The following is a 12,171-nucleotide window of genomic DNA, read 5'->3' on the forward strand; positions in this document are numbered from 1 at the left end:
GTGTTTAAAGGGTGTTTAAATTTAGTCGCAGTATTTAAACACCCTATTGTATTTTGTTATGAAAAGTTTAAACCACCATTGATATCGATATTGGTACCGGTAACGTAGCTCGATTGATCGGTAGCCAGGTAAACAACCAGGTCTGCGACCTCTGAAGCTTGTCCTTCTCTTTTCAGTAATGTTGCATTGGCTACATTAACTCGTACCTCAGGTTTACTAAAGGTATCGTGAAAAGTAGTGGCAATCATTCCCGGCAAAACCGCATTTACACGGATGTTTTTAGGTCCAAGTTCTTTAGCTAATGCTCTGGTATAAGTCATGATACCGCCCTTTGCTGTCGCATAAGCACTTGCACCAGGACCACCGCCATCTCTTCCTGCAAGAGAAGAAAGGTTTACAATTGAAGCACCTGATTTCATATAAGGTATAGTAGCTTTGCTCACTAGATACACGCTTTTTAAGTTCAGATCCATCACTGCATCCCAAAAATCTTCGTCTAGTTCTAAGGTTGGTTTTCTGGCCACCATACCACCGGCAACATTAACCAGGATGTGAATTTCATCACCAAATGCTGCCTTAGCTTTATCAATTAGCTCAGCTACTTCAGCAGATTTAGTTACATCTCCCTTAACAATGATGGCTTCGCCTCCATTATCAGTGATTTGTTTTAAGGTTTCTTCCGCATTGGCTAAATTGCTGTGATAGTTGATTACTACTTTTGCACCTTCCTGTGCAAGTTGACAGGAAACAGCTCTACCGATATCTCTGGATCCACCAGTTACAATTGCGACTTTATTTTTTAAACGCATATTCTTTGATTTATTAATTTGTTATTTTTTTAGATGTCATATATTTTATACAGATCCATGAAATGGGAACCAGTACGGCTGCCAGTACAAAAAAGGAAACGTAGCTTGTTTGTGTAATGATTGGTACGGCCCATGTAGTTAATAATGTTCCTGCTACAGCTGCAGTACCACCCATTCCGGCCACTGTACCGACGTTTTTGCCATTAAAATAATCGCTTGGCAAAGTTTGGATATTTCCGATAAGGAATTGAAAGCCAAATAATGTAGTGCCAATTAATAGCATGGCGAGGGTAGGTGTGTCTTTCAACGTATCCAGGTAATAAACGATCGCAACGAGGGAGACTAGCATAACTCCAATGCCTATTGCAATTGAGTTTTTTCTTGCTTTCACAGCATTAGTACCTTGTTTTATTTGCCACGAAGAATGATAGCCACCGGCTAAGCTGCCTATGGCTGCAAAAAGGTAAGGCAACCAGGTAAAGGCACCGATTTGTTTAATGTCGAACAGAAACTGCTCTTTTAAAAAGGTAGGTAACCAGGTTACAAATAACCACCATACCGGATCAATAAAGAACCTGCTCATGATGATACCCCAGGTATTTCTGAATTTTAAGAGTTCCCTCCAGGTCAGTACCGGTACCACCTCAACGGAGGCGTTGGCGTCAGGATCAGTATCCAGAATATAGTTACGTTCTTTTTCTGTTAGCCATGGATGTTTTTCGGGTGCCGCTTTGTTAATGATGAGCCATGGAATAACCCAGATCAATCCCAATGCTGCTATGAGTACGAAAGTCATCTTCCAGCCAAATGCGATATACAATAACGCAATTATCGGGGCCGAAACTACTGAACCTAAGGATGCACCAGCGCCGAAAATACCCTGTGCAATAGCTCGCTCTTTTGCCGGAAACCATTCCGCATTGCTTTTTGTAGCACCAGGCCAATTTCCTGCTTCAGAAAAGCCGAGCATAAATCTGAAGATATTGAACGACATTAATGAGCGGGCAAAAGAATGCAGCGCAATTGAAACACTCCATCCAATGATAGAAATAGTCATACCCAGTCTTGTGCCTACTGCATCCATCAGTTTGCCTGTAAAAGTTTGCCCAAGGGCATAGGCAATCATAAAGAAGGTGGTAATTAGCGCAAGCGCACTTTTATTGTCAACATCAGCAATTCCAAACTCCTTATAAATATAAGGCCACATGATGTTGATGGCACTACGGTCAATATAGTTGATCACCGTTGCAAAAGCAATCAGCGCAATAATGTACCATCTTAATCCTTTTACTTTCATCTCTATCCTACAGTTATAGTCCCAGTCCCTTTAAAAATTCCATAATCTTTGCGTTGACCATGCTGTTGTCTTCCGGTGTGAATTTTCCATGTAGACCACCTTTAACGGTAATAAATTCGTTTTTTACACCTAGCTCATCCAACTTTGCTTTAAGCGCTTCAGACTGCTGATAAGGTACTATTGGGTCTGCATCACCATGTACAATAAATACTGGTGGACTAGTTTTCTTTACCTGGTATAATGGAGATACCGACATGGCGAAGTCTTTATCTTTTGCTTTAGCACCCAACCAGCTAGTGGCCGATTTGCTGGTTTTGTTGGGTCCATAACCCCAGTCCCATACATCTGTAATGCCATATTTGTCTATAATGGCTGCAACTTTAATTTTTTCCGTTGTCTTGCAATTGGTGTCGAAAATGTGGTTGTTTTCCAGCAGTCCACCCATTAAGGCAAGGTGCCCACCAGCAGAACCGCCCATAATCACAATTTTGTTGACATCAATATTCAGCTTTTTAGCATTGTTGATCAGGTAGATCAAAGCGCAACGGGTATCCTCAACCGCTGCCGGGGCAGTTGCCACGCCAGTAAGACGATAACCGATATTGGCTGCGGCATAACCTCTTTTAAAGAAACCGCTAAATCCTGACTGCGATTCCTTGTTTCCTTTATTCCAGCCACCACCATGGATATTAATCACAATGGGAGTAGGGCCATTCTTTACAGGAGGGAGGTATAGGTCGAGTTTGCCTTCCCAATCGTTAACTTTCGTGTAAACCACGTTTAATTGCTCAGTAAAGCCAGCTGGATAGGCTACTTTTTTTACGGCTACAGTATCCTGAGCGCTAAGAGCGCAAGAGGTAAAGAGTAGGCCACAAAGCATAATTATCTTCTTCATCTTAGTTTATATTTTGAGGTTAGGTTTAAAGGAAGTCTTCGCGGTGTGGAGAAAACACATCAATAAGGATTCCGGGCTCAATGCATACACAGCCATGCCATACATGAGGTGGAGCGTAGAAACCATCACCTTTTTTGAGGAGCTTTTTCTCCTCGCCAATGGTCATTTCAAATACGCCACTGTCTACATAAGTAACCTGTGAATGGTGATGTTCGTGTAATACGCCCACGGCTTCTGCTTCAAATTTTGCTTTTACCAGCATAATTTTGTCGTCATAACCATATATCTGTCTCTTGATCCCATTTCCTAAATCTTGCCAGGGAGTTTCTGCATCTATTTGAAATAAATTGTTCTGTAACATGACGTATTAATTAAGTTTTATAAAATTTTCTTTGTTATTGTAATTGATCTGATAGGTGTAAACTTTGTTTTTTACCTTAAATGAGACGGTAACCTGATCTTTGTTGCTGCCTAGGATTTTTAAATCACTAACCTTGCTGCTTGCTCCGGTGGTTGTTTCGCTAACCGGATTGCTGTTACCATGAGTTTCTATTACGTTAAAAAACGTTTGGTTACTAGATTTTGGAGACGAAAGCATAAAAGCTTTACCCTCTACCAGATTCATTTCAGGATCATTCGCACCTAGCGACAGCATTTTTAAGTTAACAGTGTTGTCGGTAGCAAAATGGACAGTATAAAAACGTTTGTTGTTTAATATGCTCAGGTATCCGGTTTTATCTATAACTGGTTGATCAGCATTTAACCAGATGTGTTGGTAGCCATATTTCTCACCTAGGGGCTTTAACTGATCTGTAAAAGCATTTATCTTCACAGAAGCATCCACAACATAACCTTTATACCAAAAAGGGAGGTCGTATTGGTGTGGTTTATCAGATAAGGTCTGGAAAACATCAATCACCAGTGGTTTACTTAATTCTGCAACTTTAAGCAAGGCAGATGTTCTGATCATTTGTACACCGGGATAAGCATCGCGTTCGGCAGCACTGATTACCTGTAGGTTTTTATCGTTTTTGAAGTACAATACCTCAGGGTAGGTTTTTTGAGCAACATCAGGGTTGCCTTTGTAATTGGAAGTCTGATCAACAACAAGTGTATTGTGCGCAACGGTTTGTTTTGCCCATGACTTGTTTTCTGGCAAGTAATCTCCGCCTTTTTTCGATTCTATATTTATAAATCTAGCAGATCCGTAATCAGGAAATACTTCGACACCATTATCATAATATAATAAGTTTAACCGATCGAAATGCCCATGTCCCATACCTTGAGAGGCGGCTTTTATCAGTAAGGTTTGCTGATCGTCATTATTGCCATATCTTAAGATCCCTAGTCCACCTTCTTTACCTGAAGCACCATCTTTTATCAGTTGCGATTGGTAAGCAAAAGGCTTGGCTTTGCCAGCAAATAGATCGGCAGCGACCTTAAGTCCAGCATCAGAAATGATGACTTCATTCTGTCTCCCGGCAACGTCCAAAAGATCGGCCATTGGTTTGATATCCGCATAAGCAATATCCACCCCATAAACCAGTTCGGCGGTTTCGTATGTTTTACCTTTTATGGCATCGTTGATAGGGAAAAATGTACCATCAGTATAAGTGAGCTGTAAAGAGGTGTTTATAGCATTGGCTAATAATTGATTGCGGTATTGGAAGATTTTTAACTCTGGCTGGTAATTATTGATTGCCTTTGCAAAAATGATAAATGGGAGCAAGGCATATCTTTGGTAATAAGGCCCTTCAGTATAATATCCGTCAGGAGAAAACAATTGATCTATTTGGGCAAGGTAGCCTGTTTTGCCATCCTTTGCTGATCCTTTGATTGCCATTTCTACATACTCTGGTTTGTTAAGTACATAACCAGTCATGCCTACGGCTGCAATATCCCAGGTACCATGGTTATGGATTTTGTCAAAAGTTTCTTTGCAATCAATCGTAAAGAATTTAAGCATAGGCTCAAATAGACCAGCATTTATTGTTGCTCTGTTTTTTTGGGATATGGCATCGTAAACCATATCATACCCTTGTATAGTATAAACCTGCCATACAAAATCATTTAGGCTCTGCCAGAATATTTTTCCGGCCTGATGATTCTCTTTTCTTTTCGGATGTAATGGCCATTTGCTATAATCAGCAGCGTATTTTAATAACATACTTTCAACGTAAGTAGCATATTTTTTATCACCCGAAATTTGATAAGCAATACCGCAGTTCAGCATATTGGTATAGTTTTTCTTATGCTGCTCATGCGTTGCACCACCACCTGCATCCTTAGGCGTAGGTACACTAATAGGTTCTGCTATAGCTTTATCAGCATCAGCTTTTATTTTCTGATATGATTTTTTAAGCAAAGGATAAGTCGTTGTTCCCTTTCTTACTGCTTCAATATTTTTTTTGGTAAGCATAATGCTGGGGTGTTCCTGTGCTATTGCAGGCAGGGTACACATCAGGCAAAGCATAGCCATTACCAACTTTTTTAAGTAGTTCATACGCATTTTAAAGAAATGGATTTATTAGTGCCTAGTTTTTATCATTAATAATGTTTTGTGCGGAAAATCCGGCTTTGCTAATTTGAAACATGTCGTTAAGGTGAGCAGCAACTGCATTTTCTGCAGCATCTATATCCTGGTTTTCTATTGCCATTAATATATTTCTATGCTCGGCTATGGCCAGTTTACCACGATTATCCCCACAGATTTTGCTTTCTACGATGTTCTTGATCAGATCAGGGATCAGAATAAGAATCATAGACTCTATTACAGAGTTTTTAGTAGCTCTTGCAATGGCGATATGAAAAAGCATATCCTCTTCAATTGCATCCTGATTGCTGTTGATCTTGTTTTCGTAATCAATCATCGCTTCCTTAAGGTTGACCAGGTCTTGCGCTGTTCTTCTTTCTGCTGCTAATTTTACTGCATCCAGTTCTAAATAGTATCTAGCTTCTAAAAGCGCGTTAAAATCTTCCTTATTAAATTTGATGATATCAGTAATGATATTGTCTAAAACTTTGATACTTAATCCAGCAACATAAGTTCCACTCTGTGGATTGGTTCTGAGTAAACCGTAAAATTCAAGTTTTAGAATTGCTTCACGAACGTAACTACGGCCTACACCAAATTTTTCAGCCAGTATTCTTTCCGCAGGTAAGCGGTCTCCAGGTTGTAATTGTCCGGAGGTAATAAGTTGTTTAAGTTGTCCTATGATTTTATCAACAGGGGATTCTACTTCAATTGACCTGATGGTTTCTATAAATGATTTCATACGATATATTTGGTCTACCAATTATTGGTTAACCAAATATAGAGAATAAAATATGCAATCCAAATTTTTACATACTTTTTAACTGTTGCCAGATTTCTTCATTAACCGGTATTCCATTTTTCTCATTTTCATGGCGGGTTTGTAAAGTGCGCTCTCCGGGATAGCATACCGTTTTTGGGGATGATGTTGGAGCGCTACTTTTAGTGAAGGCTAGTATTTCTTCGATTAGTGCAGTGTGCATATCAGGTTGATGAATACAAATGAAACACTGAGAGATCCCGGTTTCGTATTCACCCTGAGTTATTTTTGCGGTAGACTGTCCGCCGCTAAGGGCTACAGCAAGGATATCAAGCATTAGCGAAAGGCCAGAGCCTTTCCAGAAACCAATAGGTAGGGCCAGTTTTGTTTTCCGGATCGCAGCAGGGTCGGTACTTAAATTATCGTGCTCATCGTAGCCACCTGGAAAGGGAAGTGTCTCTTTTTTCAATTCATACTCCTGCATTTTTCCGTAGGAGAATTGAGACATCGCCATATCAAGGACTACATGTCCTTCGGCACGAGGGACGGCGATAACAAGGGGATTATTGCCTAAGACCGGCTTGTTGCCTCCCCAGGCAGGCATGTTTGCTGTGGCATTGGTAAAACAAATGCCAATACAGCCAGCATCTGCAGCTTGCCAACCGTAAGTGCCCCCGCGCATCCAATGGGTGGTGTTTTTGATGGCAACACAACCGATGCCATTTTCTTTTGCGAGTTCAATAGCGCGGTTCATGCTATGTGTAGCATTGGCCATGCCAGGCGCAAAGTTTCCATCCCAACGTTCGATAGCGCCATTTTTATCTAATAGTGTAGGTACTGCATTGGGCTTTACAACTCCTTCTTGTATGTGTCTTACAAATACGGGAAACCTGTTTAAGCCATGCGAGTATATGCCATCTCTACTGTTTGATGCAAATATTGTAGCGCAAGTGTCGGCGGTTTCATTTGGAAATGACAGTTTCAAGAGTACTCTTTTAAATTCTTCCTGTAGTTCTTCAAATGATACACGCATAATGATGAGGTTTATGCTCAAATATAGTTAAAGTGTGAATAACTGGTAAATAAGAAAAGGCCTGCAGATGTCCTCCTAACTACGAGCTTTTTTGGTTTTAGGCTTTTCCGTAATAATATTGACCACAGATCATCATCATGTGTAATAAGACCTGGTGAGATAAAATCCCATTTTAAGAAATTAATAGTTATTTATTTTATATTTAAGGAAATATGTTTAAATAATGAATAAGATATATTACTGTCTGGTGGGTTTTATTTGCCTGAGTAGTTGGACTGCAAATGCTCAGCTAAAATCTGCTCGTAAAAATAATACGTTATATACAGCCGGTCACGCTAGCGCTTTTATCGGGGGATTGTATGATGCATTTGCTCCCTACAACAAATTAATGAAACATGGTGATTTTGGCTTGGGTGCTCCTGATAAGCTAGATGGAGAGTTACTCCTTCTCCATGGGAAAATATATCAGACACAATCCAATGGTAAAACTTTCGAGATACCTGATACTGGTAGTACACCATTTTCGATGGTTAATTTTTTTCGTGCAGACAAGGTTCTAAAGGCTTCTCTTCCTATGGATAAAATGCAGTTTTATGCTTATTTGGATAGTGTAATGCCTAACCAAAATGGTATTTATGCCATTCGCATCAAAGGCGTATTTAATAGTATAAAAACCAGAGCCTTTCCGCCGGTTACGAGTAAGCCATACGCGCCTTTAGCACATCTATTATCTTTGCAACAGTTTTTTAACTTTAGCAATATTAGTGGAGATTTAGTTGGATATCGTATTCCAGCATACATGGAAGGATCCAATATTATCGGGTATCATTTTCACTTCTTATCAGATGATAAAAAAGGAGGTGGTCATATTATCGATCTCCTGACAGGAAATGTTACTATTGAAATTGATGAGTTGGATAGCTTTACAGTGGAGATTCCTCAAACCAAAGAATTCAATAGTTTTGATTTTAAAAAAGATCGGCGTGAGGAAGTTCGACAGGTTGAGAACGGGAAATCTAATTGATTTTTTTGCATATTAAACAATTGATTGAAAATAAGAAGATTGGCAATTGCTCGAAAGGTCAGATTGAGGTTGCAGCACTGGAGCAGATGCCAACTTTTTACTGGAACAAAGCAAAACTATATGTCACGATTACTGGCCATCAGACAACAACAAAATTTAACACAGGAAGAGCTGTATGAAAGATCGGGTATTTCTGTGCGCACTATTCAGCGTATAGAAGCGGGTACCCAGCCCCAAGGCTATACACTAAAGGCATTGGCAAAAGCATTAAATGTCCCTGAAGGCGAATTGATCGGAAGACAGGAAACAATAACCGCCGAGCAAATGAAATGGCTGAAGCTGATCAATTTTTCGGCTTTACCATTTATCATATTTCCACCATTAAATATTGTCGTCCCGCTGCTCATTATGTTTGTCAAAAAGCAGTTCAGCCCAATTACCAAAAAGATTGTTAATATTCAAATTGTATGGTCACTTATAGCCGGCATATTAATTTTAGTCATTATGATATTAAATGACCTGTTTGGCATAAGAGGAAATTATATGAAGCTGGTACCTGTTGTATGGCTGCTCGTCAACGCTTTTATTATCCTTCGGAATGCTGCAGAAATAGTTAAGAACAAGACCTTATGTATTGATATAAAATTTAGCCTGATATAGCCTTGTCGGGCAATTGTCGCCAAATTGGCGGCTAATGAATATGCTGTATCCTGAAAGTTTTATTTTTCTTTGGGCATGAAAACCAAAACAGCCTTAGCTTCAATGCAAATGAAATTAATTACGCTTACACTGTTTTTTTTTGTCACACTTACCTGTTTTGGACAAAAAAATGATCTGGTTATAAAAAACGCGAAAGTTTTTAACACCAAAACAGGAACCCTTAAATCTAAGCGAACAATCCTGATCAAAGGCGGTATCATCACTCAGATAACTGGAGATCAAAAGCGCTACGCTGCTCTGTATATGATAGATGCTAAGGGAAAGTTAGTCACCCCGGGGTTTGTCGATACCCATATTCATCCTACTGATGTTTATCGCGCTTACGGTCCCTTGCCAGAGTACTTGCTAAAAGACTCAATGGAACTTTATAGGAAGCGGATCTCCGATAGTTTTTTGCCCTATGGTGTGACAGTTGCCATGATCATGGGGCAATCTGAAAAATGGTTGCAGCCGATATTAAACTGGCAAAATGATCCCCGGCCAAATGAGCTGGATATCTACACCGTCGGCGGAGCATTGGTTTCCGAACAAAGCCGTAAACCTTATATTAACCACGTTATAGTCAAATCATCTTCAGCTGCAAAGCAAAAGGTAATCGAATATCATAATTTGGGTATTAGGCATCTTAAGCTTTATTGGAAGCTGCGCAAGCCTGAATTTGAAGCTGCGTTTAAAACTGCCGACAGCCTGGGGATGAATGTTTACGGGCATGTCGACCAAAATGTGATGTATATAGATACCGCATTAACTATAGGCCTGCGTAATTATGAGCACATTTTAACTTTAGTCAACAGTGTTTGGCATGCGCAAACTGACGACAAGGAATTTGATTTGGATATGCAAAGTTACTATGGCTCGGGCCATGCAAACGGCCAGTTGGAGCGGTTAGAAATGTTTCGCTTTATCCACGACAACAAAAAAGCATTGTTAAATGCTTTGATCGAAAAACTTGCAAATTGCAAGGCTTCAATGTCTACATCTATTCACTTGATGGCCGAGCCGTATGGATTAACCTATTTTACCAACCAAATGGATACCTCCTTAACCGCGTCGCAATTGGCCCGGTGCAAAGCGAACTTTAGTATATTCATGGGTTACGTCAAACAATTGTTTGACCAGGGTGTAAAACTCCGAATCGGCACTGACTGGCCCAATGGTGGTAAAGCGATTATCTCAGAACAACTGCTTTTATCAGCTTATGGATTTACAACCGCTGAAATTTTACAAATTTCGACTATTAACGGGGCGACAGCTCTGGGGCTGGACGATAAATATGGTTCAGTTGAAAAAGGTAAAAAAGCGGATTTGCTTATTTGGGACAAAAGCCCATTTGACAGCAATGAAAACTTTTTGGCCAGCAAGACGATCATTAAAGATGGCGTTGTTTATAAAAAATAATGATCCCCATCTGCTTTTTTGTGCTTTCCAGGTTTTGTTGTTCTTCAGCACAGTATCGGCCGTGAATTATGCTTCCTTTTTTTTTTCATAAAAATGCCCCCAAATAGTATCTAACTTTTGGGGGCAGTACAATCTGCAGGGCTTTTCCTAAAATTGTCTCTATATAGTTTTTGGACTGTAAACTTTCAGTACACCATCTCCTTCACTGCTGACTACCAGCAGGCTCTTTTTTGTCGGGCTGTTTTTTGCCGGGATAAAAAGAACACCTTCAGGAGCGTCGCCACATTTAAGTAATTTTAAGAATACTGGAGCAGCGGGAATGGTAACATCATAAACGGCTACGGCATCGGCTCTTTCCATACCTAGAAAAGCTACTTTTTTGTTACCCATTGTGCCAATGGTGATACCTTCCGGTTCAACACTTTTATCATCGCTTCTGCCATCATCATATACTTTTTCGGCTATACATTTGACATCCAGTTCATTCTTGCTATCAAATACCTGTGCACCAGTATTGCCGTTCCATACCGAAAATGAGCGTGCGCCAAATGAATATAATTGCTCGAAACGTCCATCAAGGTTCGCATCGCCCATTGTGGTGGTGATATTTAATCTGCCGAGTTGTGCCTCTGTCTGGAGTAATGCAGCTGTTGGAAACGCAGTTGGATCAAGATTGATTTCTTTAACTCTTTTTGCCTCTTTGAATAGGTCGTACTCTCTTGCATCACCCTCATTGGCTGTAAATAAGTAAGGAATACCTGAAGATTCGAGAACGGCGATCGCATCGGGCATATAGATTCCCTTAACGTTCCATTTAGCTAGTTCCATTTTGGAATCTTTATCGCTAGGGTCTATCTCATTACCTGTTAGGTTATAATCCTTAAAACCTAGGGGAAAGATATCGGTGATTGTTTTAGAGGCGATATCAATTTTTGCAATTCCATTGTTCTCCTGTAAAGTAACCCAGGCAGTTTTTGAATTATCTGAGATGGTGATGTACTCTGGCTCTATATCTTTGACAAAATTCAATCCTGGGCCGAAAATGCGGAAGCCCTTTTGCATTAGTGCATTTTTTTGTCCTTCCATTGAAGAAAAATCAATGGTAGTTACCGCATAATTGTTACCTACATCTATAATAGATACTGTACCGGAAGGATCATTGGTGTAGTCAGCACTTGGTTCACCTTCATTTGCACTCATAACATATTTCCCATCTGGTGAAAAGGTTACCATGTCTGGCAATGCGCCTACAGTAACTTCAGCGATTTTGCTGTAGTCGCTGGTTTTAAAAAACACTACTTTCCCATTTGCCTGCTTTGTTTTATCCTGTATAGCTGCTGCAAGTTTACCGTCATGTACCGCAATACTGTTAACCGCTCCGCCAAAAGGAGTCATGCTAATCATCCCAATTGATTTCATGTTAGAGGGATCTGCGAAATCGATAATCTCTATTTGATTTACTGGTGTTTTTCCGGCAACATCTTCGTTTTCATTTTTAACCACAAAAAGCCTTTTGGTTAACGGATCGAAAGCTGAAATTTCAGCAGCGCCAACCTCGCCGACATCAAATGAACCTACCTCTGCAAAAGTAGTCGGATCTTCATTGTCAATGGATTCCGGAGATTTGTCTTTTTTACAACTGGTTATACCGATGGTCAAAAGAAGGGCAAATAGTAAAAATTTTCTCATATGTATTTATTAA

At 40.0% G+C, this 12,171-nt stretch carries 11 protein-coding genes; 3 read left to right on the plus strand and 8 right to left on the minus strand.

Annotated features, from left to right (window positions below):
* Window positions 1-56 precede the first annotated feature (56 nt).
* From BLS35_RS07775 to yiaK, 7 genes are all read right to left on the minus strand, one after another.
* Window positions 57-809, minus strand: coding sequence for an SDR family NAD(P)-dependent oxidoreductase (locus tag BLS35_RS07775; protein ID WP_090779496.1), 753 nt, complete (start codon window positions 807-809; stop codon window positions 57-59).
* Between the two features lie 13 nt (window positions 810-822).
* The gene (locus BLS35_RS07780; RefSeq protein WP_090779497.1) at window positions 823-2,106 is read right to left on the minus strand and encodes an MFS transporter; all 1,284 of its coding nucleotides are present in this window, start codon (window positions 2,104-2,106) and stop codon (window positions 823-825) included.
* Window positions 2,107-2,119: 13 nt separating this feature from the next.
* The gene (locus tag BLS35_RS07785; protein ID WP_090779498.1) at window positions 2,120-3,001 is read right to left on the minus strand and encodes an alpha/beta hydrolase; all 882 of its coding nucleotides are present in this window, start codon (window positions 2,999-3,001) and stop codon (window positions 2,120-2,122) included.
* Between the two features lie 25 nt (window positions 3,002-3,026).
* Window positions 3,027-3,362 carry a cupin domain-containing protein gene (locus BLS35_RS07790; RefSeq protein WP_090779499.1) on the minus strand — a complete coding sequence of 112 codons (336 nt, stop codon included), beginning with the start codon at window positions 3,360-3,362 and terminating at the stop codon, window positions 3,027-3,029.
* 6 nt (window positions 3,363-3,368) lie between these two features.
* The gene (locus tag BLS35_RS07795; RefSeq protein ID WP_090779500.1) at window positions 3,369-5,504 is read right to left on the minus strand and encodes a heparinase II/III domain-containing protein; all 2,136 of its coding nucleotides are present in this window, start codon (window positions 5,502-5,504) and stop codon (window positions 3,369-3,371) included.
* Between the two features lie 31 nt (window positions 5,505-5,535).
* Window positions 5,536-6,276: a FadR/GntR family transcriptional regulator gene (locus BLS35_RS07800; protein WP_090779501.1), complete on the minus strand. Its 741-nt coding sequence runs from the start codon at window positions 6,274-6,276 to the stop codon at window positions 5,536-5,538.
* A 67-nt stretch (window positions 6,277-6,343) separates the two neighbouring features.
* On the minus strand, window positions 6,344-7,327 hold the full coding sequence (gene yiaK / locus BLS35_RS07805; RefSeq protein WP_090779504.1) for a 3-dehydro-L-gulonate 2-dehydrogenase: 984 nt from the start codon (window positions 7,325-7,327) through the stop codon (window positions 6,344-6,346).
* 223 nt (window positions 7,328-7,550) lie between these two features.
* On the opposite strand from yiaK, the gene budA reads away from it, so the two are divergent.
* The 3 genes from budA to BLS35_RS07820 all read left to right on the plus strand — a co-directional run bounded on the left by budA (window position 7,551) and on the right by BLS35_RS07820 (window position 10,469).
* Window positions 7,551-8,351: an acetolactate decarboxylase gene (budA, locus tag BLS35_RS07810; RefSeq protein ID WP_090779506.1), complete on the plus strand. Its 801-nt coding sequence runs from the start codon at window positions 7,551-7,553 to the stop codon at window positions 8,349-8,351.
* A gap of 120 nt (window positions 8,352-8,471) precedes the next feature.
* A complete protein-coding gene (locus BLS35_RS07815; RefSeq protein WP_090779508.1) occupies window positions 8,472-9,011 on the plus strand; it encodes a helix-turn-helix domain-containing protein in 540 nt (179 codons plus the stop codon).
* A gap of 75 nt (window positions 9,012-9,086) precedes the next feature.
* Complete coding sequence (locus tag BLS35_RS07820; protein ID WP_090779510.1) at window positions 9,087-10,469, plus strand: amidohydrolase family protein; 1,383 nt, start codon at window positions 9,087-9,089, stop codon at window positions 10,467-10,469.
* Between the two features lie 159 nt (window positions 10,470-10,628).
* On the opposite strand, the gene BLS35_RS07825 is transcribed toward BLS35_RS07820, so the two are convergent.
* Window positions 10,629-12,158, minus strand: a complete 1,530-nt coding sequence (locus tag BLS35_RS07825) for a choice-of-anchor I family protein (protein WP_090779512.1) — start codon at window positions 12,156-12,158, stop codon at window positions 10,629-10,631.
* Window positions 12,159-12,171 lie beyond the last annotated feature (13 nt).

It is taken from the genome of Pedobacter sp. ok626 (assembly GCF_900100435.1).
GTDB lineage: Bacteria > Bacteroidota > Bacteroidia > Sphingobacteriales > Sphingobacteriaceae > Pedobacter.

Bases quoted from the DNA above. Each gene is read 5' to 3' on its own strand.
- BLS35_RS07825 (WP_090779512.1), bottom strand. From the start codon at position 12,158: ATGAGAAAATTTTTACTATTTGCCCTTCTTTTGACCATCGGTATAACC.
- BLS35_RS07780 (WP_090779497.1), bottom strand. From the start codon at position 2,106: ATGAAAGTAAAAGGATTAAGATGGTACATTATTGCGCTGATTGCTTTT.
- BLS35_RS07800 (WP_090779501.1), bottom strand. From the start codon at position 6,276: ATGAAATCATTTATAGAAACCATCAGGTCAATTGAAGTAGAATCCCCT.
- BLS35_RS07820 (WP_090779510.1), top strand. From the start codon at position 9,087: ATGAAAACCAAAACAGCCTTAGCTTCAATGCAAATGAAATTAATTACG.
- BLS35_RS07815 (WP_090779508.1), top strand. From the start codon at position 8,472: ATGTCACGATTACTGGCCATCAGACAACAACAAAATTTAACACAGGAA.
- BLS35_RS07790 (WP_090779499.1), bottom strand. From the start codon at position 3,362: ATGTTACAGAACAATTTATTTCAAATAGATGCAGAAACTCCCTGGCAA.
- budA (WP_090779506.1), top strand. From the start codon at position 7,551: ATGAATAAGATATATTACTGTCTGGTGGGTTTTATTTGCCTGAGTAGT.
- BLS35_RS07785 (WP_090779498.1), bottom strand. From the start codon at position 3,001: ATGAAGAAGATAATTATGCTTTGTGGCCTACTCTTTACCTCTTGCGCT.
- yiaK (WP_090779504.1), bottom strand. From the start codon at position 7,327: ATGCGTGTATCATTTGAAGAACTACAGGAAGAATTTAAAAGAGTACTC.
- BLS35_RS07795 (WP_090779500.1), bottom strand. From the start codon at position 5,504: ATGAACTACTTAAAAAAGTTGGTAATGGCTATGCTTTGCCTGATGTGT.
- BLS35_RS07775 (WP_090779496.1), bottom strand. From the start codon at position 809: ATGCGTTTAAAAAATAAAGTCGCAATTGTAACTGGTGGATCCAGAGAT.